This is a genomic window from Flavobacterium rhizosphaerae (genome assembly GCF_046000445.1).
In the GTDB taxonomy this organism is placed as follows: Bacteria; Bacteroidota; Bacteroidia; order Flavobacteriales; family Flavobacteriaceae; genus Flavobacterium; species Flavobacterium rhizosphaerae.
The window spans coordinates 61775-86820 of the sequence record NZ_JBELPZ010000009.1; the positions used below are offsets into that span (position 1 = coordinate 61775).

The 25046-nt window shown below is 40.6% G+C and carries 27 protein-coding genes; 12 read left to right on the plus strand and 15 right to left on the minus strand.

What is annotated here, in order from left to right; all coding sequences use genetic code 11:
• The first annotated feature begins 115 nt into the window (after positions 1–115).
• Positions 116–349, plus strand: coding sequence for a hypothetical protein (locus tag ABS766_RS10145; RefSeq protein ID WP_408085034.1), 234 nt, complete (start codon positions 116–118; stop codon positions 347–349).
• A gap of 57 nt (positions 350–406) precedes the next feature.
• On the opposite strand, the gene hisS is transcribed toward ABS766_RS10145, so the two are convergent.
• Entirely contained in the window at positions 407–1774 is a 1368-nt protein-coding gene (gene hisS, locus ABS766_RS10150) for a histidine--tRNA ligase (RefSeq protein ID WP_408085035.1), read from the minus strand.
• 122 nt (positions 1775–1896) lie between these two features.
• Between hisS and ABS766_RS10155 the strand changes: the two genes are divergently transcribed.
• A complete protein-coding gene (locus tag ABS766_RS10155) occupies positions 1897–3138 on the plus strand; it encodes an ABC transporter permease (protein WP_408085036.1) in 1242 nt (413 codons plus the stop codon).
• 1 nt (position 3139) lies between these two features.
• On the opposite strand, the gene prmC is transcribed toward ABS766_RS10155, so the two are convergent.
• A complete protein-coding gene (prmC, locus tag ABS766_RS10160; protein ID WP_408085132.1) occupies positions 3140–3985 on the minus strand; it encodes a peptide chain release factor N(5)-glutamine methyltransferase in 846 nt (281 codons plus the stop codon).
• Between the two features lie 7 nt (positions 3986–3992).
• Positions 3993–4481, minus strand: coding sequence for a GNAT family N-acetyltransferase (locus tag ABS766_RS10165; RefSeq protein WP_408085037.1), 489 nt, complete (start codon positions 4479–4481; stop codon positions 3993–3995).
• Between the two features lie 102 nt (positions 4482–4583).
• On the opposite strand from ABS766_RS10165, the gene ribD reads away from it, so the two are divergent.
• Together ribD and ABS766_RS10175 are read left to right on the plus strand one after the other, a co-directional pair.
• On the plus strand, positions 4584–5645 hold the full coding sequence (ribD, locus tag ABS766_RS10170; RefSeq protein ID WP_408085038.1) for a bifunctional diaminohydroxyphosphoribosylaminopyrimidine deaminase/5-amino-6-(5-phosphoribosylamino)uracil reductase RibD: 1062 nt from the start codon (positions 4584–4586) through the stop codon (positions 5643–5645).
• Positions 5623–6240 (plus strand): HAD family hydrolase, encoded by a 618-nt coding sequence (locus ABS766_RS10175; RefSeq protein ID WP_408085039.1) that lies wholly within the window; start codon positions 5623–5625, stop codon positions 6238–6240. The genes ribD and ABS766_RS10175 overlap by 23 nt, the downstream gene beginning before the upstream one ends.
• 147 nt (positions 6241–6387) lie before the next feature.
• Here the strand turns inward: ABS766_RS10175 and ABS766_RS10180 are convergent, their stop codons facing one another.
• Complete coding sequence (locus ABS766_RS10180) at positions 6388–6669, minus strand: DUF2314 domain-containing protein (protein WP_408085040.1); 282 nt, start codon at positions 6667–6669, stop codon at positions 6388–6390.
• A 238-nt stretch (positions 6670–6907) separates the two neighbouring features.
• Here ABS766_RS10180 and ABS766_RS10185 point away from each other — a divergent pair, with 238 nt between their 5' ends.
• Positions 6908–7516, plus strand: coding sequence for an IMPACT family protein (locus tag ABS766_RS10185; protein WP_408085041.1), 609 nt, complete (start codon positions 6908–6910; stop codon positions 7514–7516).
• A gap of 37 nt (positions 7517–7553) precedes the next feature.
• Here ABS766_RS10185 and ABS766_RS10190 read toward each other — a convergent pair whose 3' ends face one another.
• Positions 7554–7952 carry an acyl-CoA thioesterase gene (locus tag ABS766_RS10190; RefSeq protein WP_408085042.1) on the minus strand — a complete coding sequence of 133 codons (399 nt, stop codon included), beginning with the start codon at positions 7950–7952 and terminating at the stop codon, positions 7554–7556.
• 188 nt (positions 7953–8140) lie between these two features.
• Here ABS766_RS10190 and dnaA point away from each other — a divergent pair, with 188 nt between their 5' ends.
• Genes dnaA through ABS766_RS10205 form a run of 3 tightly spaced genes read left to right on the plus strand, consistent with a single transcriptional unit; the run spans position 8141 to position 10748 of the window.
• Positions 8141–9568, plus strand: a complete 1428-nt coding sequence (dnaA, locus tag ABS766_RS10195; protein ID WP_408085043.1) for a chromosomal replication initiator protein DnaA — start codon at positions 8141–8143, stop codon at positions 9566–9568.
• Positions 9568–10035: a low molecular weight protein-tyrosine-phosphatase gene (locus tag ABS766_RS10200; protein WP_408085044.1), complete on the plus strand. Its 468-nt coding sequence runs from the start codon at positions 9568–9570 to the stop codon at positions 10033–10035. Before dnaA ends, ABS766_RS10200 begins: the two co-directional genes overlap by 1 nt.
• Complete coding sequence (locus ABS766_RS10205; protein ID WP_408085045.1) at positions 10035–10748, plus strand: SAM-dependent methyltransferase; 714 nt, start codon at positions 10035–10037, stop codon at positions 10746–10748. Before ABS766_RS10200 ends, ABS766_RS10205 begins: the two co-directional genes overlap by 1 nt.
• 7 nt (positions 10749–10755) lie before the next feature.
• Here ABS766_RS10205 and arsB read toward each other — a convergent pair whose 3' ends face one another.
• From arsB to ABS766_RS10225, 4 genes are read right to left on the minus strand one after another with little or no spacing between them, the layout of a single operon-like run.
• A complete protein-coding gene (gene arsB, locus ABS766_RS10210; protein ID WP_408085133.1) occupies positions 10756–11814 on the minus strand; it encodes an ACR3 family arsenite efflux transporter in 1059 nt (352 codons plus the stop codon).
• Positions 11801–12220, minus strand: a complete 420-nt coding sequence (locus ABS766_RS10215; RefSeq protein ID WP_408085046.1) for an arsenate reductase ArsC — start codon at positions 12218–12220, stop codon at positions 11801–11803. The genes arsB and ABS766_RS10215 overlap by 14 nt, the downstream gene beginning before the upstream one ends.
• Positions 12221–12233: 13 nt before the next feature.
• A complete protein-coding gene (locus ABS766_RS10220; protein WP_408085047.1) occupies positions 12234–12692 on the minus strand; it encodes a DUF6428 family protein in 459 nt (152 codons plus the stop codon).
• Positions 12693–12708: 16 nt separating this feature from the next.
• Positions 12709–13041 carry an ArsR/SmtB family transcription factor gene (locus tag ABS766_RS10225; protein WP_408085048.1) on the minus strand — a complete coding sequence of 111 codons (333 nt, stop codon included), beginning with the start codon at positions 13039–13041 and terminating at the stop codon, positions 12709–12711.
• Positions 13042–13140: 99 nt separating this feature from the next.
• Here ABS766_RS10225 and ABS766_RS10230 point away from each other — a divergent pair, with 99 nt between their 5' ends.
• Positions 13141–14658 (plus strand): SulP family inorganic anion transporter, encoded by a 1518-nt coding sequence (locus tag ABS766_RS10230; RefSeq protein ID WP_408085049.1) that lies wholly within the window; start codon positions 13141–13143, stop codon positions 14656–14658.
• 80 nt (positions 14659–14738) lie between these two features.
• A complete protein-coding gene (gene nhaA, locus ABS766_RS10235; RefSeq protein ID WP_408085050.1) occupies positions 14739–15950 on the plus strand; it encodes a Na+/H+ antiporter NhaA in 1212 nt (403 codons plus the stop codon).
• Positions 15951–15956: 6 nt separating this feature from the next.
• On the opposite strand, the gene ABS766_RS10240 is transcribed toward nhaA, so the two are convergent.
• A complete protein-coding gene (locus ABS766_RS10240; RefSeq protein WP_408085051.1) occupies positions 15957–17318 on the minus strand; it encodes a TIGR00341 family protein in 1362 nt (453 codons plus the stop codon).
• A 176-nt stretch (positions 17319–17494) separates the two neighbouring features.
• Here ABS766_RS10240 and ABS766_RS10245 point away from each other — a divergent pair, with 176 nt between their 5' ends.
• Positions 17495–17932, plus strand: a complete 438-nt coding sequence (locus ABS766_RS10245; RefSeq protein ID WP_408085052.1) for a hypothetical protein — start codon at positions 17495–17497, stop codon at positions 17930–17932.
• Between the two features lie 3 nt (positions 17933–17935).
• Here ABS766_RS10245 and ABS766_RS10250 read toward each other — a convergent pair whose 3' ends face one another.
• The 4 genes from ABS766_RS10250 to dapF form a co-directional block, all read right to left on the minus strand.
• A complete protein-coding gene (locus ABS766_RS10250; RefSeq protein ID WP_408085053.1) occupies positions 17936–18604 on the minus strand; it encodes a peptidoglycan-binding protein LysM in 669 nt (222 codons plus the stop codon).
• A gap of 234 nt (positions 18605–18838) precedes the next feature.
• Entirely contained in the window at positions 18839–19879 is a 1041-nt protein-coding gene (gene mltG, locus ABS766_RS10255; RefSeq protein ID WP_408085054.1) for an endolytic transglycosylase MltG, read from the minus strand.
• Between the two features lie 10 nt (positions 19880–19889).
• Positions 19890–20417 carry a GNAT family N-acetyltransferase gene (locus ABS766_RS10260; protein WP_408085055.1) on the minus strand — a complete coding sequence of 176 codons (528 nt, stop codon included), beginning with the start codon at positions 20415–20417 and terminating at the stop codon, positions 19890–19892.
• Positions 20411–21193, minus strand: coding sequence for a diaminopimelate epimerase (gene dapF / locus ABS766_RS10265; RefSeq protein ID WP_408085056.1), 783 nt, complete (start codon positions 21191–21193; stop codon positions 20411–20413). Before dapF ends, ABS766_RS10260 begins: the two co-directional genes overlap by 7 nt.
• A gap of 114 nt (positions 21194–21307) precedes the next feature.
• Between dapF and ABS766_RS10270 the strand changes: the two genes are divergently transcribed.
• A complete protein-coding gene (locus ABS766_RS10270; protein WP_408085057.1) occupies positions 21308–22699 on the plus strand; it encodes a Do family serine endopeptidase in 1392 nt (463 codons plus the stop codon).
• Between the two features lie 119 nt (positions 22700–22818).
• On the opposite strand, the gene ABS766_RS10275 is transcribed toward ABS766_RS10270, so the two are convergent.
• The gene (locus ABS766_RS10275) at positions 22819–25020 is read right to left on the minus strand and encodes a T9SS type A sorting domain-containing protein (RefSeq protein WP_408085058.1); all 2202 of its coding nucleotides are present in this window, start codon (positions 25018–25020) and stop codon (positions 22819–22821) included.
• Positions 25021–25046: the final 26 nt, after the last annotated feature.

A 25046-nucleotide genomic window follows, 5' to 3' on the forward strand; every position in this document is an offset into this window, starting at 1 on the left:
TGTTATTATCATTACTATTTAAAGGTAAATGTTAAATTAACAACGTTTAACATTTTTAACAATACTTTATTCAGTGGTTTCATGTATTTTTACCCAAACCTAAATCATTACTTATATGGAAAAAATTACTCTTGATGCCGTTCGAAATTTTATTATTGACAATGAGTTAACTGACAGTGTAGCCATATCATTACACCCTGACAGTTTTGACGACCTTGTAATGGATTACCTTGATACAAACGGGCTTAAGCTTGAGCGCCCGTTCGAGATTTTAGGTATTGAAATTCTTCAGGATTTTACCGGTGCTGTACCAAAAAACCAGGTAAATATACTTGACACTGTTGAGTAACAGCGCTGTGTTGATTTTATAAAATCCCGCTTATGCCAAGCGGGATTTTTTATTTATTTATCTCAGTTTTTCTGCAAGCGCTGTTTTTGTAACTGTTTCCTGTGTGCCTGTAGCCATGTTTTTAAGTGTAAAACTTTCAGCCTGTATTTCCTCGTCCCCTACTACTACTGTAAAGGGTATGCCCCTTTTATCTGCATATTGAAATTGTTTCCCTATTTTGGCGGCATCCGGGTATAACTCTGCACGTATGCCCTGCCGGCGTAATACCTGTATTGCCTGTAAGGCATACCGGGCTTCTTTTTCACCAAAGTTTATAAAAAGCACTTTTGTACCCTCTGTTACCGTTTCGGGAAATAATCCCAGTTCTCCCAGCACAAGATAAATGCGGTCTAACCCGAAAGAAATACCTACACCACTCATATTTTTTAAACCAAAAATACCTGTAAGGTCGTCATAACGGCCACCGCCACCAATAGACCCCATTGCTACGCCCCTGGGAGCCGTAACTTCAAATATGGCACCAGTGTAATAATTAAGCCCGCGCGCCAGGGTAACATCAAGGTCCAGCATTGAGTGGCCTAACCCCGCTACTGCCGTATTATCGCAGATAAAACGTAATTCTTCTACCCCTTTTAAACCTTCTTCAGAAGAAGCCAGAAGGGTTTGTAATTTATTTAGCTTTTCATCAATAGTCCCTGTAAAATTAAAAAGCGGCTGCACTTTTTGTAAAGCATCTTCGCTAATGCCTTTTGCAAGCATTTCGGTTTTTACGCCCTCCTCTCCTATCTTATCAAGTTTATCCAGCGCTACAGTAAAATCAATAAGCTTATCTTTTGCGCCTATTACCTCAGCAATGCCCGATAATACTTTGCGGTTATTTATTTTGATGGTTGCGCCTTTAAGTCCTAATGAGGTAAAAACTGCATCATATAATTGCACAAATTCTACCTCCTGCCAAAGCGAAGTACTGCCTACCACATCGGCATCACATTGGTAAAACTCACGGAAACGCCCTTTTTGTGGTCTGTCGGCACGCCATACAGGTTGAATCTGGTACCGCTTAAACGGAAAGTCAATTTCATTTTGGTGCTGTACCACATAGCGTGCAAATGGCACCGTAAGGTCATATCGCAGGGCTTTTTCTGATATTTGCGGGGTAAGCTTCAGGCTGTCTTTATCTTGTAAAAGAGCTTCATTCGCTTTATTAAGGTAATCGCCACTATTAAGTATCTTAAAAATAAGCCTGTCGCCTTCTTCACCGTATTTACCCATAAGGGTGTCAGAGTTTTCAAAAGACGGGGTTTCTATCGGCTGAAAGCCAAACAACTCAAAATGATGTTTTATTGCTGATATAATATATTGACGCTTTGCCACCTCTGCCGGTGAAAAATCTCTGGTGCCTTTTGGTATTCCCGGTTTTGCCATCTGTATTCTTAAATTTTACTGCAAATATAGCCATTTCGGCTGTGTTAAGGGGAATGATGAAACGGTTAAGCCAAATCTTATATAATTTGTGTAATTTAGTACCCATTAAAATTTAAGACCTGATGTTTAACCTGCTGCGGGAAAATACAAAAATAGCGCTGGGGGCCATTAAAAGCCAGATGCTGCGCACCATATTAACTGTTTTAATAATTGGTATAGGCATGTGTGCCTTAGTTGGCGTGCTGGCCTGTGTGGCAGTTATAGAAAACTCTGTAACCGGCAATTTTGCGGTGATGGGTGCCAACACTTTTACTATAAGCCGGTATGATTTATCTGAGCAAATTGGCCGCAACAGGCGTAATGCACGGGTTAATGAGGTAATAACCTACCCGCAGGCAAAGCAGTTTCAGGACGATTATGCGTTCCCTGTTTCTACAGTTTCTTTATCATTTAGAGCTGCAAGTGGCGCCGAAGTGAAATTTGGAGAAAAAAAAACGGATCCTGAAATTACCATTATAGGCGCTGACGAAAATTACCTGCCCAACTCCGGCCTTGAAGCAGAAAAGGGCCGCAATTTTAATAGTTTTGATGTAAGTAATAACAATTATGTATGTATTATAGGTTCTGATTTTGAAAAAGGGCTTTTTAAAGATGTAAACCCAATAGACAAAACCATTTCTATACGGGGGGCACGTTTTAAGGTTATCGGGGTTTTAAAGGCAAGGGGGTCTACCTTTGGCAACCGCCAGGATTTAAATGTTATTATACCCATACAGCTGGCACGCTCTTTATTTACCGCACCTAATATTGATTATGAAATAAAAGCAAGCATTGGCAACCGCGATATGCTTAACGGCGCGGTAGACCAGGCCATACTTACCATGCGGCGGGTGCGCGGGCTTAGCCCAATGCAAAAAGACAATTTTGGTGTAGAACGCAGCGATGAGCTTTTAGAATCGTTAGCTGAAGACACACAGGTACTTAATACCGCTGCATGGGTAATAGGTATTATTACCATTTTTGGTTCATCTGTAGCGCTTATGAACATCATGATGGTATCGGTAACCGAACGTACGCGTGAGATTGGGGTGCGTAAATCACTTGGAGCTACAAAAAACATTGTTGCTATGCAGTTTTTTACCGAAACGCTTATTATTTGCCTTTGGGGTGGCGCTATAGGCGTGGTGCTGGGGCTTTTAATTGGTTTGGGCATAGCCGCTATAATGGGTATAGCGTTTGTAATGCCGTGGGTGGCGCTTATTGCTGCATTGCTTACTATTGTTGTGGTAACTATTGTATCCGGACTTTACCCTGCCATTAAGGCTGCGGCACTAGACCCGGTAGAGGCATTGCGTTACGAATAAATCAGGGTTTAACTGCTGATACTATACGGTTGTTGCCAAAAAGGTCTTTTTTGAGCAACACATTTGTAAAGCCTGTATTTTCTACCATCCAACGGGTTTCGGGGCCAAGGTACTGGTTAATTTCAAAATACAGCATACCGCCTTCAGTAAGATTTTTAAGGGCAAGTTTTGCTATCTTTTTATAAAACAATAAAGGGTTGGTATCAGGCACAAAAAGCGCAGAATGCGGTTCATACTCCATCACATTGGCTTTTATTTCAGCTTTTTCGAGTTCGCGCACATAAGGCGGGTTGCTCACTATTACATCAAAACGTTCCGGCAGTTGTTTTAAGGCAAGTATATCCTGCTGCATAAAAGTTACTTGTACCCCGTTAGCATCAGCATTTTTTTGTGCAGTTGCCAATGCGCCCTCCGAAACATCCAGCGCCCAAACTTCGCTTTCGGGCAGCATTTTTGCCAGCGATATGGCAATACAGCCGCTACCGGTGCCAATATCAAGTATTTTTATTTTTTTGCCGCTGTGTGCTGCTATAATAAGTTCTACCAGCTCTTCGGTTTCCGGGCGGGGTATGAGTGTATTCTGGTTTACGGCAAACTCAAGCCCCATAAAAAAGGCTTTGCCAAAAATATATTGTATAGGGCGTTGCTGGCGCAGTGCAAGCAATACAAAATCCCACTGCTCTTTTTCATCGTCGGTAAGGCATTCTTCAGGTTTCATGGCAAGGTCAACCCTTTTCCACCCTTTCAGCTCTTCAAGCGCCATATAAAAAAAACGTTCGGCTTCTGCACGGTCATACCAATGCGAGAGTGTTTGTATAAAATTATTTTTATATTCTTTAAGGAGCATCTGCATATTAAACAAGTTCTTTTATCATCCAGACCGGGCAGGAGCTGTGCCCTGTATTGCCAAGCGGGGCGTTAAGGTAAGTAAAGCCGCTTTTAACATATAGCTTCTGCGCGGCATGCATATCAGTAAGCGTTTCGAGGTAACATTGTGTAAACCCGAAACTTTTTGCGGCCTGCAGGCACTTTTGTATCATGGCTGCCCCGGTGCCGGTACTGCGTATTGTTTTTAAAAAATACATTTTCTGCAGTTCGCAAACTCCATCCGGCCCATTATCAAGCGGGGCTATACCTGCACCGCCGGCAATTTGCCCATTGCTTTGCTGTGCAATATAATATACGGAATTTGGCTTATTGTAGTTTTTAAAAAGGTTATCAAGCGAGGTATCGGCATAAGCCGTACCGGTTTTAGGGGCATCAAGCTCTTCAAAAACAGTACGTATTACAGCGGCAATGTAAGGATTATCATCCGGTTGTATCTCACGAATCATCACGTCCATAATACAAATCTACTATTTTTGTAAAATTATATAGCACATTTTTTTATATTAATAAAAAAGAGGTGTAAAAACTTTGTAATTTTGATTAACAACCTCAAAACCATGGCAGAAGAAATTTTTATGCAGCGTTGCCTTGAACTGGCCGAAAAAGGTATGCGCAATGCTATGCCCAACCCGGGTGTCGGCGCAGTACTGGTGCATAATGGCCGTATTATAGGAGAAGGGCATACATCGCCCTACGGGGGGCCGCATGGAGAGGTAAACTGCATTAACTCGGTACGGGCTGAAAACCGGCACCTGATACCCGAAGCTACCTTATACGTAAGCCTGGAGCCTTGCAGCCACCACGGCAAAACCCCACCCTGTAGCGACCTTATTATTGAAAAAGGTATTAAAAACATTATAGTAGGCACAACCGATCCGCATGAAAAAGTAGCCGGAAACGGCATAAAAAAATTACGAGCTGCCGGAAGGCATGTGCAACTGGGGCTGCTTGAAAAAGAGTGCCGCAACAGTAACCGCCGCTTTTTTAATTTTCATGAAAAGCAACGCCCTTATATTGTATTAAAATGGGCCGAAAGTGCCGATGGCTTTTTGAGTCCGCAACATAAAGAGGAGCAAAAGCCCGTGTGGATAACCACCCCCTACAGCCGCCAGCTGGTACACAAATGGCGTAGCGAAGAGGCTGCCATATTAGTGGGCACCCAAACTGTGCTGGATGATAACCCGGGGCTTGATGTACGCAGCTGGACAGGGCATAACCCGGTGCGTGTGGTGCTGGACAGGAGCGGCAGGATACCTGAAAGCTATTCTGTTAAAAATCAAAAAAATAAGACAATTATTTTGACAGAACAGGCTAATTTACCTAATTTAGATAACCTTTTTTTTGAAACTATTACGTTTGATAATGCCCTGCCACAAAACATTTGCAGTGTTTTGTACAGGCACAACCTGCTATCCGTCATTATAGAAGGCGGGCGGCAAACGCTGCAAACTTTTATAGATGCCGGGCTGTGGGATGAGGCGCGTGTTTTTAAAGGTACGGCTGTTTTTGGCAGCGGAACTAAAGCGCCCCACCTTACAGGAGATATAGCCGCAAGGGAAAAAATATTGAATGACGAACTTTTAATAATAAGAAATTATGGTCAATACAATACTATTTGATTTTGGCGATGTTTTTATAAATAAAAACAATAAGGCTAAACAAGATGCCCTGGCTGCGCTGGGTGTAACCCAATGGAATACTGCGCTTGACAACCTGGAAGACCATTTTGAAAGGGGCGCCATTAGTGAACATGATTTTTTAAAAGGTATACAGCAATACAGCAATAATGCCTCATTGAATGCCATTCGTGATGCCTGGAATGCAGGCATTAAAGATTTCCCGCTGAAAAGACTGGAATTTTTACAGAAGTTATCGCACAACTACCGCCTGTTTTTACTGAGTAATACCGATACCATACACATAGAAAAGTTTGAAGATGATGCCGGGCCATCTTTTTACGGTGATTTTTACCGTTGTTTTGAAAAGGTATATTTTTCGCACGAAATAGGCCTTCGAAAGCCTGATTATGAAGCCTTTAGATATGTGATGAACAAGCACGAGATACAGCCAAAGCGTGCACTTGTAGTAGACGATAAAAAACAAAATACGGATGCCGCAGCAGCACTGGGCTTTCAAACCTGGACATTAAACCCCGAGAAAGAAGATGTAACCCAGCTATTTAAAAAAAAGGTGCTAAGCCTGCATGAGGTGTAACATTAAAAGTTTCAGGTTTCAGGTTTCAGGTTTCAGGTTTAAAGTTTACTTTACACTGTCCGCCATTATTAAAGCAGCACTACAGTAATTTTATTACCTCAGTTTGAATTTTCATTTTTTATTCCTTCCAGATAGAAGTTATACTATCTATTTCTCCATCTCTTTTTGCAAAAAACCACCAAAATATATAGAATCATTTCGTATAATCATTATATCTTCGGCATGCCATATGTTTATTGTCAACGTGTCGCCATAGATGATATGTTTAAGGCCGGCAGGTTCATTACTAATGATTCCATATGACCTATCATTATCAATACGCAGCATCATAAGCCATATATGCTCCGTTGCATCAGTTTCTGATATTTTGAACTTTGCAAAAAAAGTATCTTTATTTTTCTTCTTAAATTCAGAAATAAAATATGGCAAATAAGTTTTTGTTAGATTTTTAGAACTTAATAAATTCAGATTATGAGGATAAATTTCCTGGTTATTATTTTTATCCCATTCATCCTGATTATTTTGCTGTATAGCCGTATCTTTCCTCTCACAGCTAATTACCAAAAAGATGATGAAAATTTAGAAGTATTTCATATTCCGGTTAATTGGTTTATTGCAATGTACATAATTTTTGCTTTGCCTGGTATAATAGTATCTTTGCAACTGTATGGAAGAAGACATTTATAAAACCATTGCCGCACCGGGCGAAGAAACCCTTTTTAAAGAAAAGAACAGCAAGTTCTTTGGGTATGCATTCCCGGTAAGTAATGAGGATGAAGTAAAAGAGATACTGTCGGAAATAAAGAAACACCACCACCAGGCACGCCATTGGTGTTATGCCTATCAATTGGGTACCGAACCCAACATATATTACCGCGCTAATGATGACGGCGAACCTAACAACAGTGCCGGTATGCCTATTTACGGACAGATACAGAGTTTTAGCGTTACAAATGTGCTTGTAGTATCAGTACGTTACTTTGGCGGGGTAAAGCTGGGCGTGGGTGGGCTTATATCGGCCTACCGCACTTCGGCACAAATGGCCTTGGAAGCATCACAAATTATTGAAAAAACTATAGACGAACACTTTACCCTTGCATTTGGTTATCCCGACATGAATAAGGTAATGCGGGTAATAAAAGAAAAGAACCTGAATATTGTTTCTCAAAAAATGGAACTGGACTGCCAGATAACCATAAGCACCCGCAAAAAAAATGCCCCAATGGTACTTGAGGCATTAGAAGGCTTGTATGGTATAACCGTTAAATCAGTTTAAATTTTGGTTATTTATTATTTGATTGAGGTTTTAAAAACTAAAAATTAAGTTTCTCTTTAAGGTATTGCGGGGGCGCTGTGGGGCGGCCGGTTTTCATATCTACAAACACCAGCATAGAGTAGCCCGTTGTTAATAACTCCTGCTTTTCGTTGTATATCTCGTAGTCAAATTCTATCTTAACGCCCTCATGTTTTTTTAATATGGTACGCACGGTCAAAAGGTCATCATACCGGGCAGGTTTTTTATAATTCATGGTTAAAGACACTACCGGCAGCATAATTCCGCCATCTTCAAGCGATTTATAGCTAACCCCAAGATTTCTAAGCCATTCAACCCTACCCATTTCAAAATACTCCGCATAATTACCATGATACACCACCCCCATTTGGTCGGTTTCAGCATATCGTACTCGCACGTTAAATTGATGATAATTCATGTTTAAAAAATGTTAAATGTTTATTAATTTTCTCTTAATAATGCTTACGTTTTTTTTTCATAAAAATCAATACACAAAGCATTTTTTTTTAAAGAAAATTGTCTTCATATTTGTTCTCCCGAATGAGAATGAAATCCTTTCATTCCGAATTGAAAGACAACTTTTAATAAACACTTAAGTATCAGTATATGACAAAAACTGCGCAATCGGTATGGGATAATTGTCTTATGTTCATAAAGGACAACATACAGGACCAGGCATACAAAACCTGGTTTGAGCCGATTAGGGCAGTTGAGCTGACTGACAACGCTCTTTATATCCAGGTGCCCAGTAAATTTTTTTACGAATGGCTGGAAGAACATTATGTAAAGCTATTAAAAGTGGCGCTAACAAGAGAACTTGGCAATACGGCAAAGTTACTCTATAAAATCAAGATGGAAAACACCTACGGCAACAAACAGCCGTTTACTGAGCAACTGCCCAGCGCCAACCGTGCGCCGGTAAAGCCTCAGGAGGTTGATGTTCCCTTGCATAATAAAAGCCCGGAGCTTAAAAACCCATTTGTTATTCCCGGTATACGGAACCTGAAAATAGAGTCGCAGCTTAATGCCAATTACAGTTTTGATAATTTTTTTGAAGGAGATTCTAACAGGCTGGCCCGTTCGGCAGGTTTGGCAGTAGCCAACAAACCCGGTGGAACATCGTTTAACCCATTGCTTATTTTTGGCGGTGTTGGTTTGGGCAAAACCCACCTGGCACATGCCATTGGTATAGAAATTAAGGATAAGTACCCCGAAAAAACGGTACTGTATATTTCGGCAGAAATATTTACCCAGCAGTATATAGATTCGGTTAAGCGCAATACCCGTAATGATTTTATACACTTCTATCAGTTAATAGACGTGCTTATTATAGATGATGTACAGTTCTTATCGGGCAAAACCGGTACGCAGGATGTGTTTTTCCACATTTTTAACCACCTGCACCAAAACGGCAAACAGGTTATATTAACCTCTGATAAAGCCCCGGTTGATATGCAGGATATTGAGCAAAGGCTGCTTTCGCGTTTTAAATGGGGGCTTTCGGCAGAATTGCACCAACCCGATTATGAAACACGTATATCTATACTAAACAATATACTATACCGCGATGGCGTAGAAATGCCTGCAGAGATTATAGAATATGTGGCACGCAACATAAAATCTAACGTACGGGAATTGGAGGGCGCTATAATTTCTCTTATAGCACAGTCTTCATTTAACCATCGTGAGGTTACGCTGGAGCTTGCCAAACAGGTAGTAGAAAAATTTGTAAAAAATGTAAAGCGCGAAATATCTATAGACTACATACAAAAAGTAGTGTCTGATTATTTTCAGCTTGATGTAGATACCTTACAGTCTAAAACCCGTAAGCGCCATGTAGTACAGGCACGGCAGCTTGCTATGTTTTTTGCCAAAAAATACACTAAGGCATCATTGGCTAATATTGGCTCGCAAATTGGCGACCGTGACCATGCCACCGTATTACATGCCTGCAAAACGGTTGATAACCTTGTAAGTACCGATAAACAATTTCGTAAATTTGTTGATGACATCAACAAAAAACTGTCTGTATAATGCCTGTAAAAATTTTAATGGTTTGCCTTGGCAATATTTGCCGCTCTCCTTTAGCAGAAGGAATACTACAAAGTAAGCTTCCGGCCGACAGGTTTATGGTAGACAGTGCCGGAACGGGCGACTGGCATGCCGGGCAGTGCCCAGACCCCAGGTCTGTAGCTACCGCTAAAGGGCGCGGCCTGGATATAAGTACCCAAAAAGCAAGACAGATACGCATTAGCGACTTTAAGGAGTTTGACCATATTTATGTAATGGACAGCAGCAACCTTAAAAATGTAACCGCAATGGCACCGGACACCGAAGCGAAAGCTAAGGTTAAGATGATGATGGACGAGATTTATCCCGGTAAAAAAATTGATGTACCAGACCCCTATTTTGGAGGGCCGGAAGGTTTTGAAAAAGTATATGATATGTTGGACGAAGCCTGCAGCCTTGTAGCCAATAAACTTTTAAAAGAACATGCCTGATGCCTGCAGGAAAGTTATATCTGTTACCTGTACCATTAGGGCCTGACGCCAACCCTAAAAATGTATTGCCGGAAACAGTAGCAAGGAGCATTGAGTTTATAGACCACTATATTGTGGAAAATGAAAAAACAGCCCGACGCTTTATCAAGGCAATACTACCTGCAAAAAAACAGCCCGAACTTAACTTATCAGTATTAAATAAACATACTGAACCATCTGAACACAATGGTTTTTTACAACCCTGTATAGAAGGTAAAAATGTAGGGCTTATGAGCGAAGCCGGTTGCCCCGGTGTTGCTGACCCCGGTGCTGCTATTGTAAAGCTGGCACATGAAAAAGGCATACAGGTGGTGCCGCTGGTAGGCCCCTCATCTATTTTACTCGCCCTTATGGCAAGTGGCATGAACGGGCAAAGTTTTGCGTTTAACGGCTACCTGCCTATAGACAAAAGTGAAAAGAAAAGCTCGCTTAAATTTTATGAAAAACTAAGTGAAGAAAAAAGCCAGAGCCAGCTTTTTATAGAAACTCCCTACCGTAACAATAAACTTATTGACGACCTGCTGCAAATACTCCATCCTGCTACTCATTTATGCCTTGCCGCAGATATAACGCTTGATACTGAATTTATAAAAACAAAAACGGTTGCCCAATGGAAAAAGGAAAAGCCGGATTTGCATAACCGGCCTTGTATTTTTATCATTCACAAATTTTAATCCAGGCCTAAAAATATTTCCTTTTAATCCAAAAAGCCAGGTTTACCAGTGCTATTAGTGCCGGCACTTCTACCAACGGCCCTATAACTCCTACAAATGCCTGTCCGCTGTTAATGCCGAACACACCAATGGCTACTGCAATGGCAAGCTCAAAGTTGTTTCCGGTTGCAGTAAAAGCTATAGCGGTATTTTCGGAATAATTGGCGCCCATTTTTTTACCTATTAAGAAACTTACTACAAACATCAGCCCGAAATATATAACCAGCGGCAGGGCGATGCGCAGTACATCTAATGGCAATGCTACAATAATATTACCTTTAAAACTGAACATTACTACAATAGTAAACAAAAGGGCAATGAGTGTAAAAGGCGATATAACCGGCACAAATGTATTATAAAACCACTCCCTACCCCTCCACTTAATTAAGACGTAATGCGAAATAAGCCCCAAAGCAAAAGGGATGCCCAGATATATAAGCACACTGTGGGCAATATCAGTAATGGAAATTGCAATGGCTACCCCCTCTATACCAAACAGGGTAGGAAGCCACGTTATAAAAATATAGGCGTATATACTGTAAAATAGTACCTGAAAAATACTGTTCAGTGCAATAAGCCCGGCGGCATATTCGCGGTTACCTTCGGCGAGGTCGTTCCACACCACTACCATGGCAATACAACGTGCCAGGCCAATTAGTATCAGCCCGGACATATATTCAGGATAATCCTGTAAAAAAACTATCGCAAGCAAAAACATTAGCAATGGCCCTATAACCCAGTTGAGCAGCAGCGAAACTGAGAGTACTTTTACATTTTTAAACACCTGCCCTATTTTACCGTACTGTACTTTTGCCAATGGCGGGTACATCATAATTATTAGTCCTATTGCCAACGGTATATTGGTAGTGCCGCTTGAAAAGGAGTTTATAAAATCAACCGATGCAGGCATTATGTAACTTATAAGAATACCTGTTGCCATGGCAAGAAATATCCATAAGGTAAGATATCGGTCTAAAAAGCCTAGTTTTTTTCTGTTACGGGTAGGGGTGCAATTATCCAAGGTTATTGGTTTTTATAAAATCCCGGCAATATGTTTTTATCATATTGCGCACTTTAATAAACTGATCCATCACTTCCTCTTCTGTGCCCTGTGCCTTAGCCGGATCTGGAAAGTTATAATGAAATTTTTGCGCCGATGAGGGGAAGAACGGGCAACGTTCTTTAGCATTATCGCACACTGTTATTACATAATCAAAGTCAACATCCTGATATTCATTAATATTATTAGATGTATGTGCAGAAATGTCTATACCGTCACTTGCCATAACTGTAACAGCTTTGGGGTTTACACCGTGGGTTTCTACCCCGGCGCTGTACACTTCAGCTTTTCCATTTGCAAAATGTTTTAAATAGCCATGGGCTATCTGGCTCCGGCAGCTATTGCCGGTGCAGAGTACCAGTATTTTTTTCATAAAAAGAATGGATTTAGCAGCAACCGGAGCCCGGCACACAGTAATTAGCTAATTGGGAAAGTTTTACTTTTGGCTTAACACTAACGCCACATTTATCTGTACCAAGGCAATTGGTATGGGTATTAACCAGTATAAAATCTTCACCATCAAAATCCAGTGAAAATTTACCTATGGTACCTGCCTGGTATTCTACCTCCACCTCATCATCATTAGTTCCAAGTAAAATTTCAGACAGGGAAATAATATTCAGCACTTTATAAGGTTCCAACCTGTGAGAAAAGTCATCTGCGGTCCAAAGCTGAAAATTTATTTTCCTTTCTGTCCTCACCGTACCGCCACAATCTACAAAATGCCTGTTGATAACCCCCAGTTCCGTAATATGGAAATGTGATGGCACATAGGTGCCGTCTTCCAGGCGAAAGCGTATTTTTTCTACTTTGGCAAGGCTTTCTTTTACTTCAGATAATCTCATTATGTTCAATTTATATTTAACAACAAGTCTTGGTTTTTTCGTTTGCCTTGCAGTCCACCACATCAAAAAAGGCCTTAGCCTTTTCAAAACCCTTTTCATCAATACAATAGCATACAGAGGTTCCTTCAATAGTACCTTTAATCAACCCGGCATTCTTCAATTCCTTAAGATGTTGCGATACTGTGGGCTGTGCCAAAGGCAGTGCATCTACTATATCGCCGCATATACAGCCTTCGGTATTCATTAAAAATTCTATAATGGCAATACGGGCAGGGTTTCCAAGTGCTTTGGCAATAATTGCCAACTCGTTTTGCCTTTCTGTAAACTTAGCCGATTTAGTAGCTCCCATTACCTATATTTGTATATTGCAATATTACGATAAACAAAAATAACATTCAAGCAAAACCAATAAATTTTTTCTAAAGAATGTAATCGCTACTTTTGCGGCATGGGCAGACTTTATAAATTATTCGACTTTTCTCAAAAAGTAAATTATAAAAACGAAATACTGGCAGGTTTTACGGTAGCCATGACCATGATCCCGGAATCTTTATCATTTGCCATACTGGCAGGGTTCCCTCCGCTTGTAGGATTATATGCCGCGTTTATTATGGGGCTGGTAACCGCTGTTTTAGGCGGCAGGCCGGGCATGGTATCGGGTGGTGCGGGCGCTACGGTAGTGGTGCTTATAGCCCTGATGCAGGAGTGGGGTATAGAATATGTATTTGCCGCTGTTGCCATGGCCGGGGTATTACAAATACTGGTGGGTGTGTTTAAACTGGGCAAATTTATACGGCTGGTGCCGCAACCTGTAATGTATGGGTTTGTAAACGGGCTGGCGGTTATTATATTTATGTCGCAACTGGAGCAATTTAAAGTGGGCGAAGGCTGGATAGGCGGCACTACGCTTTATACTATGCTGGGCCTTGTAGCGCTTACTATTGCCATAGTAATAGTACTGCCCAAAATAACCAAGGCAGTACCTGCATCATTAGTAGCAATTATTGTAGTATTTGCCCTGGTGTATTTTATTGGGATAGAAACTAAAACGGTACAGGATATTGCTTCGGTACAGGGAGGCTTCCCCCCGTTTCATATTCCGCAGATACCGCTGAATTTTGATACGCTTAAAATTATATTCCCTTACTCACTCATCATGGCGGCCGTAGGGCTTACCGAAGGCTTGCTTACCCTTAACCTTGTGGATGAAATTACCGGCACGCGCGGCAGCAGTAACCGCGAATGTGTGGCACAGGGTACCGCCAACATTGCTAACGGATTTTTTACCGGCATGGGTGGCTGCCCTATGATTGCCCAAACCCTGGTAAACCTTAATGCAGGTGCACGCGCAAGGCTTGCCGGTATTATAGCTGCCATTACAATATTAATTATTATTTTGTTTGGCGCCCCGGTAATAGGCAGGCTGCCTATGGCAGCGCTTGTAGGGGTTATGGTAATGGTAGCTGTTGGCACGTTTGAGTGGGCCAGTTTCAGGATAATAACTAAAATGCCGCGCCATGATATTTTTACCGGTATACTGGTAGCCGTAATTACTATTTTAATGCATAACCTGGCTTTGGCCGTACTTATAGGCGTTATTATATCTGCACTGGTTTTTGCCTGGGAAAGCGCCAAACGCATACGTGCACGCAAGTATACCGATGAAAACGGGGTAAAACATTACGAAATATTCGGGCCGCTATTTTTTGGCTCTACTACTGCTTTTAACCAAAAATTTGATATAGCAGGCGACCCCAATGAAGTTGTTATTGATTTTAAAGAAAGCCGCGTGGCAGATATGAGCGCTATTGAAGCACTTAACACCCTTACACGCAAGTATAAAGCTGCCGGCAAAACAATACGCTTAAAACACCTGAGCAATGACTGCCGTAGGCTGCTTGAAAATGCCGGGGCAGTTATTGAAGTTAATATATTAGAAGACCCTGCTTATAATATTATGGGATAACTATTATAAAGTAACTTAAAAAGTGATTTTGCTATAATAAAATATCTTAAAAAACGTATCTATTTTGTAATTTTGCAACCATGGCAAAACCTATAACAAAGCTCATCAATTTAAAGACGTTCAGAGAGTTTTTTAACTCATCATCGTCAGGAGGTATTATACTTCTTATCTGTGTAGTAATTTCTCTTTTAATAGCCAATACAAATGCCGGCTATGCCTTTAAAGATTTCCTGGAGTCAGAATTCGGGTTTGAAGGTGGCGGCATAGGTTTACGCTATTCTGTATTAGAATGGATTAATGATGGGCTTATGGCCATTTTCTTTCTTTTAGTAGGGCTTGAAATAAAGCGCGAAATAGTAGAAGGAGAATTATCCAGCCTTAAACAGGCATCATTACCCGTGCTTGCGGCTATTGGCGGTGTAGTTGCACCGGCCCTTATATTTTCGCTGTTTAATAATGGTACGCCTACCAGCCACGGATGGGGAATACCCATGGCTACCGATATTGCTTTTGCACTGGGCATAATTTCGCTGCTTGGCAATAAAGTACCCAATGGGCTAAAGGTATTTTTAGCAGCCCTTGCTATTGTAGATGACCTTATGGCTATTTTGGTTATTGCCATATTTTATACCAATGACCTGCATTTAAATTACCTTATGTATGCAGGGATTGTATTTTTAGTGCTTATAGTATTTAACCGTTTACGGATAAAAAATATTTTCTTTTATATTATACCCGGTATTATTATGTGGTACCTTATACACCACTCGGGTATACATGCTACTATTGCAGGTGTGCTTACAGCACTTACACTGCCTACCACACCGGATGACAGTGAATCTCCGCTGGAAAAACTGGAGCATGCCCTTGCCAAGCCGGTAAACTTTATCATTATGCCAATTTTTGCCATTGCCAACACCAATATTACCTTTTTACATGGCATGGTGAGTGGCCTAGCGGGCCATTTAGGCCTGGGTATAGTTTTAGGTTTATTTATTGGTAAGCCACTGGGTATATTTACTTTATCATGGCTATCGGTTAAGGCTAAAATTGCACAGCTGCCATCTGAAACCAACTGGAAACATGTAATAGGAATGGGTATGCTGGGCGGTATAGGCTTTACAATGTCTATATTTATATCAATACTTTCTTTTGATGGTGCCATAGCACTGCAAACCGAGGCTAAATTTGCCATATTGGTAGCGTCGTTACTTTCGGGTATTGTAGGGGTTACCTGGCTTAGCCTGTACAGTAAAAAGCAAAAAAAGAAAGCAGTAACCGCCAGTAAATAAGCAGCTTTATTTAGCTTTAGCCTTTTTTGGTGTGGCAGCAGTAGGTTCGGGCTGTGGTGTTTCTTTCCTGAAAAGGTATACATTTTTTACAGAAAGCCTTTCGTTTAGCCATTTACGGTATTTTTCTTTATCCGCATCTGACAGGGGTTTGGGTGTTTCTATAATAACCGCAGTAAGCTCCTGTACACTATCATTTTGTGTAGCCAGTGCATTTTTAGATACTGATAATGATGTTATCTGCGGAAATAAAGCCCTTGATTCTGCCAAAAGCTTCTGATTATCAAAAGTGTTTTCAGTGATTGTTTTTTCAAGCTGCATAATCCTTACGTCTTTTTCACTCAGCTCATTTTCGCTGCTGCGTATCTGGCTGAGTATATCACCTTTAAGAGCATTAAACCTGTCAGTACTATCCTGACGTATAACCAATTCTGTACCTTCGAGGTATTTATTGGAATCCATTAAGTCGGTAAGGTGTTTAATATCACTTTTATCAAAGCGTTTTGACAGAAAGGCTAATTCAAGCTTTTTTGTTACACTATTAAAGGTTGACTTTTTAAATACTATTGTGCAGCCTTTATCTGTAAATTCATTTTCAACAAATTCATCTATATTTTTTTTAAACTGTTGTTCCCTGTAAAGCGAATAGGCAAGGTAACCGCCGGGCAGTATCATTATAGTAACAATAAGCGGGATAAGAACACGCACGCGCTTTTGCTGTTTTTCATTTACCTGTTTTTTAGGAGGATATTTCAGGTACTTTATTATAGCAAAAGTTGAAATACCTATAAACACACAGTTAATACAATATAAATAAAATGCGCCAATAAAATATGACCATTGCCATGTACCAATACCATAGCCTGCGGTACAAAGTGGGGGCATAAGGGCTGTAGCAATAGCTACCCCTGGTATGGGATTGCCTTTTTCTTCGCGTGTTACGGCTATTGCGCCCACTATACCTCCAAAAAAAGCAATGAGTATATCATATAAAGTGGGTGATGTGCGCGCCAGTATTTCGGACTGAACATCTTTAAACGGACTTATAAAAAAATATAATGCCGAGAAGGCTAACCCAACCGCAGTAGCATTAAGCAGGTTTTTGAGTGATTTTTTAAGCAGGGTAAAATCATAAATACCCAGTGCAAACCCCGCCCCTACTATTGGCCCCATGAGCGGAGAGATAAGCATAGCACCTATAACTACGGCTGCTGAATTGAGGTTTAACCCTATAGAGGCCACCAATATAGCACAGGCTAATATCCATAAATTTGCGCCGCGGAAATTAATATTCTTACGTACGCTCTCCAGTGTTTTTTCCCTGTCGTCTTCTCCTTCCCTGAGGTTAAAGATGGTTGAAAATTTTCTCATATGCAGGAATTAAATTACAATTTTTTCTAAAGCAGAAAAAACACTTTAAGTTAATTTTTACACATTAACAGTATTATTAAAAATAACATTTAATTCTTAAAATTTAAAAAATGAATAACATACTATAGTAGGAAGACAGATTCTTTTTTGTTAATTTGCGATAAACCCCTACTATTATGTCAATCACTGAAAAGATTTTAGCAATTGTGCTTTTGCTTTTTTTGCTGCTTTTATTTTTTTGGGCAATATTGGTTAGCCTGCCGCCCTATAAAAAATTCAGGAGAGATTTAATTTCCGGCTTCCGCCAGGCAAGGGCGCAGTCTATCAAACTGCAAAGCATGCTTAAAAATTACATTGAGGAAAACAATGCCGCCGGTAAAAAATTTACTGAAGATATGACTTATGGCAATTACTATAAATACCTAAAAAGCAACTATATAAGCTATCTTTCTAATAAAAATTATTCACGTGTAAAAACATCCTACAACCCTATTGTGCAATTACAGCTATACAGAACCTTAAAACAGCAGAAAAGCTGGCTTAATGACGCTGAAGATAAGCTGTATAACACATTAAATAACCCGGACGGGCAGATAAGCGTTAAGTACCATTAATTATTAATTAACCTGTACCCTGGCATTAGGGTTGGCTTTAATTACAGAGGTATCATAACCGCTATAGCTTTTAAGGTAACTTTTTAACGTAGTACCAAAACCATCGCGAAACCTTACCTTGCCGTTACTACGCAAAAAGTTTTTTACTGACTGTGCCCCTGCAAGGTGCGCTGCCGCCAGTATACCTGACTCAGTGATGTTTATACCTGCAATGGTTGTGCCGCTGTATCGTTTAATTTCATGGCGTAATTGCCATTTGTTAATAGATAGCAGTGCTTTAAAAGCACGCTCCTGAAGGGCGGGATTATGTAAAAATTTATCGGTATTATAAACTCCAACCGATTGTAATGCGCTTTTACCAAACTGGTATTTGCCCATATAACCATAGCTGCTTATAAGGCGGTAAAGACATTGTGACTCTTTTATACCTATGGCCTGCTTAAAGCCGACAAAAGATTTACCTGTATAAGGTAAGGTATAATGCTCTCTGAGTTCTTTAATTTCTTTTGAAGCTTCTGCAGCAGGTGCTACAGTATAGGTGTCAATTTCATTTTTAGCCAGGTGAAAACCTTCTACCCTGCCAAATTGTTTTACGTGGGTTTTAGTAAACCCGGTTGTTACTAAAAGTACTAAAAGTAAAAGTCCTGTTAGGTTTAACCATTTTTTTATCATGTATTGGAATTTCTCATGGCCTGTCACCCCATGAAATTTCTGCGGGCAAATATATGACAAAAAGTAACCTGATTTACAATATCTTACACATCCTCATAACTTTAACTTTACATTAAGAACTAATTATAAAAACCTGGCGCTTTTTTTAACAGTCTTTTAAAAAAACTGATTAGCTATAACAGTATTATCAGCCAAAAGCTTATTTAAACAAATAAAACAATGTATATCAGATACTTATCTTTTAATATTTAATTTATTAAGCCATTGGTGGTATTTAATACTGTTAACAACATGCTGCGCATGCGTTACGGCAAATTCATGATAGCCCGGCCTGTCTACACTGGCGCAAAAGTAAATGTAATTATGCTTTTCGGGATTAAGTACGGCATCTATAGCAGAAATATCGGGCATGGCAATTGGCCCAGGCGGTAAGCCACCGTTTTTATAGGTGTTGTATGGCGAATCTATTTGCAAATCTGCATTAAGCACCCTTTTATATACCAGGTTAAAATCACCCGCATTTTTCTTTTTGGCGTAAATAACTGTAGGGTCTGCCTCTAGCGGCATGCCCATTTTTAAACGGTTAAGGTATACACCGGCTACGCGTGGGCGTTCATCTTTTTTAACGGTTTCTTTATGCACTATAGAGGCCAGTATACTAACCTGCAACGGAGTAAGGCCAACGGCTTCAGCCTTGGCTTTTCTCTCTGCCGTCCAGAATTTGCGATATTCCTTGGCTATTTTATCGCGTACTTTAGTGGCGCTGGTATTCCAGTAAAATTCATAGGTGTTGGGTATAAAAATGCTCAGTACATTTTCTTCTGTAAAACCATTTTCCTGCAAAAATACCTTATCTGTAAAAGCCTCTAATAATGCAATGCTGTCTGGCTCTATCTGCTCGCCAAGCCTGCCTGCCAGGTGCTGTAATGTTTCCTGATTATTAAAGGTTACTTTAACCGGCACCGGGTTGCGCAATGCGGCAATAATTTCGTTACTGTTCATGCCATTGGTAAGCACAATTTTACCGGACTTTATATAACCGGGATATTTTTTTTTCTCTGCCACCCAGTTAAAACGTTCCATATCTTCAATGTATGGCTTTAGTGAATCCTGCACCTGGCTATACGTAGCATCAGAAGGTATGTAAAAAGCTACCCGGCTGTTGCTAAAAGCAGTATTGGGGGTAAATACTTTTTTATACATGTTATAGGCAATAACAGTACCGCCAATTACCACTATTATAGAAACTATTGTAATAATTTTTCTAAGCTTCACAATCTTTGTATTAATGTTGATGTATAAGCTGGTACAGCGCCTCGTCATGATAGCTTCCGTTGCGCTTGTTCCAGGCTTTTTTTATGCCTGCCAACCGGAAGCCAAATGTAGTAAAAAGTGCTATACTCGCAGCATTTTGAGTATCTATATTTGCATAAAGCTGATGCAGGCCCAGTGCTGTAAAAGCATAGTTAGTAAGCAATTTAAGGGTTTCGGCGCCAATGCCTTTATTGCGCTGGTTTTCACTAATAATTATGCCAACGCCGGCCCTTTCATTAGCAGGGTCAAAGTCAAAAATATCTATAAGCCCAATAGCATTGTTGCTGCCGATAAGGCAAATGGCAAGACGCAGCTGCTTTACTTCATAAATATCTCGGTGCGAATTTTTAATATACTGTTTTATAATGTAACGGCTATAAGGAGCCTGGCACTGGCTTACTTCCCACACGCGGGTATCGTTTTCCAGTGCATGCACAAAATCCAGGTCTTCGGGCTCCAGGGCCCTTAAAAAAATATTCTCCCCTTGCAGTGTTACCATTCAATATCTCCCCTAAAAACAAATTTAGCAGGCCCGGTAAGGTATATATCGCTAAACTGTTTATCATTTTGTTTAAATGATACAATTAATTCTCCTCCCGGCGTATGCAATATTATAGTATTACCTTCAGCTTTTCCCATAGCTTTCATAGCAAGCGCCACGGCGGTTACGCCTGTGCCACAACTAAGTGTTTCATCTTCAACCCCGCGCTCATAGGTACGTACTGAAAAAGTGTCAGTACCAGACTGTTTTACAAAATTTACATTAGCCCCTCTCTCACCATACATATCACTATAACGTATGCCTGCCCCTATTTTTTTTACATCAAGGTTAAGCAAATCATCTACCAGCTCTACATGGTGGGGCGAACCGGTATCGAGAAACGTATAATCCTGGTATACCGAAACGGTATTAACATCCTTCATCTTTAACGATATGCTTCCTCCGTCACTAATAGTAGCGTGGTGCCTGCCGTCTATTGCCAAAAAATCGGTTTCGGTATCAATTATTTCTAAAAAATTAGCAAAGGCCACAATGCAACGCCCACCGTTTCCGCACATTGAGCTTTCATTACCGTCAGAATTATAATATACCATACGAAAATCGGCATTACTATCGTTCTCTAACAGTATAAGCCCATCGGCGCCAATACCAAATTTACGGTCGCAAAGCCTTTCTATAAGTTTGGTATCATTTTTGGGAAATAGTTTATCGCGGTTGTCTACCATGACAAAATCGTTTCCGGTGCCCTGGTATTTATAAAAGGTGTATTCCATATTTTAAATAAATATGAACAAAAATACAAATATAAATAACACGCGGCCATGGCAGGCAAAGCACCTTTACTATATTTATTAATAACAAATAGAAAATTAAATACTGTTTAACCTATGAAAAAAATTTCAAGCCTTTTTTTAGTATCGCTACTCAGCGGCGCCACTACACTTGGAGCTTATAAACTGGTATTTGATAATGACACTGCTCCATCATCTGCCTTATCAATAGCTCCCCCAACCGCCCTCGCCAGAAATGTATCGCTTGGCGCTGAAAATGTAGATTTTACCGAAGCTGCCGATAAGGCCGTGCATGCTGTGGTACACGTTAAAAATACCTCTTATGCCACTGCCCCCTCTAACCCGTGGGACTATATGTTTGGCTATGGCGGACGCGGCGAACAGCGTGCGCAGGTAGGCACGGGATCAGGTGTTATTATTACCGAAGACGGCTACATTGTTACCAACAACCATGTGGTGCAGGGCGCTGCCGACCTTGAAGTGACACTGAATAACAACAAAGCCTATAAGGCTAAACTTATTGGCACTGACAGCAAAATGGATATTGCCCTGTTAAAAATTGACACGGATGAAAAACTGCCTTATGCAACTTTTGGAAATTCTGACGATGTAAAGGTGGGTGAATGGGTACTTGCCGTAGGTAACCCCTATAACCTTAACAGTACCGTAACCGCAGGTATTATATCTGCCAAAGCCAGAAACTTAAGCAAAGACGGATTACAATCTTTTATACAAACCGATGCTGCCGTTAATCCCGGTAATAGTGGGGGCGCATTGGTAAACACTCATGGAGAGTTGATAGGCATAAATACCATGATAACCTCTATGACAGGATCTTATGTTGGATATTCTTTTGCTGTGCCCAGTAATATTACACGCAAAATTATTGAAGATATTATGGAATTTGGCAATGTGCAGCGTGGTGTACTGGGTGTTGAAGGCGGCGAATTGAATAGTAATGTATCTAAAGAACTGGGTGTGAGTGATACCCAGGGCTTTTATGTTAACCGCGTAGTTGAAAGATCGGGCGCAGAGAAAGCCGGCCTTAAAAAAGGTGATGTAATTATTAAGGTAGACAATAAAAATATTTATGGCTTTGCTGACCTTAATGCTGCTATTATTACCAAACGCCCTAATGATGTGGTGAAGGTTACCGTGCACCGGGATGGTGAAGAAGTTACTTTGCCTGTTAAACTCTCTAAAAACGAAATTAATACCTACAGTTATGAAGGGCTGGAGCTGCAAGACCTTAGCCCGGATGAGAAAAAACAACTTAAGCTCAACTACGGTGTACGCATAAAAGATATTACCGATGAAGCCTTTATGCCCTATTATGATGAACTTAAAGACGGTATTATACTCAGTATTAACAGTGTAAAGGCTACTGATGTAAGCACAGTATCTAAAATATTATCTAACAAAGGTAATAACCGTGTACGGGTAGAAATGCTTAGCAAAAACGGAGAAGTTATACGTTTTATAATGTAATATATTAATTCATCTTGCTTTATATGTAAAAAGTCCCGGCTGCTAAACAGCCGGGACTTTTTTGTATACAAAAAAAGCAGCCCATTAACGGGCTGCTCTAAAAACTATATAACAGTATATTAATTTTTCATCACCTTGATAACACGAACGGCATCACCTGCGGTTACCTTAACCATATAGGTACCGGCAGCAAGTGCCGACATATTAATTTGTGCCTGGTTAGCATTTACAGTAGTAAATACTACCTGCTGCCCTACAATATTATATACCGCTACCGATGTTATGGCTGCGCCATAGCTAAGGTTAAGCGTCTCAGTTACCGGGTTAGGATAAAAGCTAAGCGTATCAAGCGTAAATGCTTTGGCAGAAAGCACCTGGTTTACCGTTACGGCAAGCGCATTACTAACGCAGCCGCCATTGGTAGCAACGGCATAGTAAGTAGCATCATCTGTAAGTACAGCGGTGGTTTCAAGCAACTGCGTCATTTCAGCATCAGCATACCATACTATATTATCACCGTTAACGTTAAGGTCTGCAAGGGTTTGCCCCTCTGTAAACTCCTGGGTTGTGGCCCCAGAAATTTCAGGTACAGCATTTATTTCTACCGCAAAAGATTCATCTGCAACGCAGCCTTCTGCTGTTTCTACATATACGTAAATTGTCATGCTTGCCGTAACTACATCTCCGCCAGCCAGCATATCGCCAGTAGCTCCGGCGGCTGTATAATAATTACCGCTTTCAAGTTCCGGCAATGTATATGATCCGCAGGCAGCTACATCTTGTACATCCAGATTAATTTCATCTATCATAACAGTAACAGCAACCCTTTCACTTACGCAGTCTGCTTCAGTTTTAGTAGCATAATAGGTTGTTTCAGTTAACACTTCTGTATCAGCTATAGTTTCTGGTGCGGTTTCTGAAGCATACCAGGCTACAGTACCTCCAAATGATGGCAGGTTGGCGCCGGTAGCACCTTCGCAAAAAACTAAATTTTCATCCAGTTCTGTAGTATCAATTTCGGGGCAGCTAATGTTTATCATATAATCTTCTGCCTGTCCATACCCATCTCCATCTACACTTGAACATGGATCAGACGAATAGGATCCATCCAGTTTTAAAACCCTCATATACGTTAAGCCTGTAAGCGCACCGGCAGGTATAGTTATCTCTGTTACAGCCTCTTCATCATCGGTTCCGGTTGAAAAAAATACCGATCCTGCCTCAAAAGATTCCCCTTCGGTAAAGTTACCATCATGGTTAAAATCAATAAATAAAGTAAAATAACTTTCATAAAAGCCTTCTGTATTTCCTTTAAGGGTAAGCGTATACGTCTCACCTTTAACCACTTGTGCAGCATCAAGGCTGGTAAAATCCTCACGGCCTGTTTCAGCATCATCTGCCGAAGTATTATTTATGCCAGCAAAATTTACTAGTGTAATAGGCTCCACAGCTTCATAAAACTCTATATCACAAAGGCATATATCTCCTGTAGACGTTACCTCAACCGGGGTACTGGTAATGCTTTCGGCACTTTCTGTGCAGGTTACTATAGCCCTGTACCACATGGTTTCAGGCTCTGTAGTAGTGTAAGTAGCTAAATTACCGCCTTCTGCCACATTGGTAAACGTTGTACCATTAGTAGAGGCCTGCCATTGATAAGTAATACCAGGAAAAATATAATTACTTGATAATGAAAGCGTAAAACTGCTATTTAAACAAGCTTCATCAAGGCTTGAAATAGTAGCTGCTGCTGCCGGGGTGCCATTGCAATTACCCTGTACAACATACAGGTCATCAATATAAAATAACGCATCAACATCTTCATCTACAGGATTTTGAGTATTGATACTAAGGTATATTTCATTACCGTTTGGCGGTGTAAAAGTTGCCGAGCGCACAACACATTGGTCTGAAGGGGTGTGGTTATCGGGAGTAATCTCATCTATAACTGTCCACGGGCCGGTAGGCGAAGTAGCGTAAGACACTGTTATTGAGCCCCATTCAGGAGTATTTGGCAAAGCTTCGTCACTCCAGTAATCGGTTAATTTATAGCTGTATGTAAGTGTCGCTTCATTACCGTCTGAAGCCCCTATAGAACCGGAAACACTCTGTACATCATCATAATAGTAATAAAGTTCGGTTACCCATGACTGACCGTTGCAAGACAAATAATCATCCTGCCAAAACATATAGCCGCCATCGTCCCAGGTTAAATCTTCAGACCCAAAGTCTTCATAATAAGATATTTGCCCGTAAGATTGAAAGATTCCGGCAAGGCAAATAAACATACCGGTAATCCATAAAAGTGAGTTTTTTTTCATTGTAAAATAATATTGGTTTTAAAGTA

What these genes read in the sequence shown, in the direction of transcription:
- ABS766_RS10145 (WP_408085034.1), top strand. Translation starts at nt 116, where the DNA reads ATGGAAAAAATTACTCTTGATGCCGTTCGAAATTTTATTATTGACAAT.
- hisS (WP_408085035.1), bottom strand. Translation starts at nt 1,774, where the DNA reads ATGGCAAAACCGGGAATACCAAAAGGCACCAGAGATTTTTCACCGGCA.
- ABS766_RS10155 (WP_408085036.1), top strand. Translation starts at nt 1,897, where the DNA reads ATGTTTAACCTGCTGCGGGAAAATACAAAAATAGCGCTGGGGGCCATT.
- prmC (WP_408085132.1), bottom strand. Translation starts at nt 3,985, where the DNA reads ATGCTCCTTAAAGAATATAAAAATAATTTTATACAAACACTCTCGCAT.
- ABS766_RS10165 (WP_408085037.1), bottom strand. Translation starts at nt 4,481, where the DNA reads ATGGACGTGATGATTCGTGAGATACAACCGGATGATAATCCTTACATT.
- ribD (WP_408085038.1), top strand. Translation starts at nt 4,584, where the DNA reads ATGGCAGAAGAAATTTTTATGCAGCGTTGCCTTGAACTGGCCGAAAAA.
- ABS766_RS10175 (WP_408085039.1), top strand. Translation starts at nt 5,623, where the DNA reads ATGGTCAATACAATACTATTTGATTTTGGCGATGTTTTTATAAATAAA.
- ABS766_RS10185 (WP_408085041.1), top strand. Translation starts at nt 6,908, where the DNA reads ATGGAAGAAGACATTTATAAAACCATTGCCGCACCGGGCGAAGAAACC.
- ABS766_RS10190 (WP_408085042.1), bottom strand. Translation starts at nt 7,952, where the DNA reads ATGAATTATCATCAATTTAACGTGCGAGTACGATATGCTGAAACCGAC.
- dnaA (WP_408085043.1), top strand. Translation starts at nt 8,141, where the DNA reads ATGACAAAAACTGCGCAATCGGTATGGGATAATTGTCTTATGTTCATA.
- ABS766_RS10200 (WP_408085044.1), top strand. Translation starts at nt 9,568, where the DNA reads ATGCCTGTAAAAATTTTAATGGTTTGCCTTGGCAATATTTGCCGCTCT.
- ABS766_RS10205 (WP_408085045.1), top strand. Translation starts at nt 10,035, where the DNA reads ATGCCTGCAGGAAAGTTATATCTGTTACCTGTACCATTAGGGCCTGAC.
- ABS766_RS10215 (WP_408085046.1), bottom strand. Translation starts at nt 12,220, where the DNA reads ATGAAAAAAATACTGGTACTCTGCACCGGCAATAGCTGCCGGAGCCAG.
- ABS766_RS10220 (WP_408085047.1), bottom strand. Translation starts at nt 12,692, where the DNA reads ATGAGATTATCTGAAGTAAAAGAAAGCCTTGCCAAAGTAGAAAAAATA.
- ABS766_RS10225 (WP_408085048.1), bottom strand. Translation starts at nt 13,041, where the DNA reads ATGGGAGCTACTAAATCGGCTAAGTTTACAGAAAGGCAAAACGAGTTG.
- ABS766_RS10230 (WP_408085049.1), top strand. Translation starts at nt 13,141, where the DNA reads ATGGGCAGACTTTATAAATTATTCGACTTTTCTCAAAAAGTAAATTAT.
- nhaA (WP_408085050.1), top strand. Translation starts at nt 14,739, where the DNA reads ATGGCAAAACCTATAACAAAGCTCATCAATTTAAAGACGTTCAGAGAG.
- ABS766_RS10240 (WP_408085051.1), bottom strand. Translation starts at nt 17,318, where the DNA reads ATGAGAAAATTTTCAACCATCTTTAACCTCAGGGAAGGAGAAGACGAC.
- ABS766_RS10245 (WP_408085052.1), top strand. Translation starts at nt 17,495, where the DNA reads ATGTCAATCACTGAAAAGATTTTAGCAATTGTGCTTTTGCTTTTTTTG.
- ABS766_RS10250 (WP_408085053.1), bottom strand. Translation starts at nt 18,604, where the DNA reads ATGATAAAAAAATGGTTAAACCTAACAGGACTTTTACTTTTAGTACTT.
- ABS766_RS10260 (WP_408085055.1), bottom strand. Translation starts at nt 20,417, where the DNA reads ATGGTAACACTGCAAGGGGAGAATATTTTTTTAAGGGCCCTGGAGCCC.
- dapF (WP_408085056.1), bottom strand. Translation starts at nt 21,193, where the DNA reads ATGGAATACACCTTTTATAAATACCAGGGCACCGGAAACGATTTTGTC.
- ABS766_RS10270 (WP_408085057.1), top strand. Translation starts at nt 21,308, where the DNA reads ATGAAAAAAATTTCAAGCCTTTTTTTAGTATCGCTACTCAGCGGCGCC.
- ABS766_RS10275 (WP_408085058.1), bottom strand. Translation starts at nt 25,020, where the DNA reads ATGAAAAAAAACTCACTTTTATGGATTACCGGTATGTTTATTTGCCTT.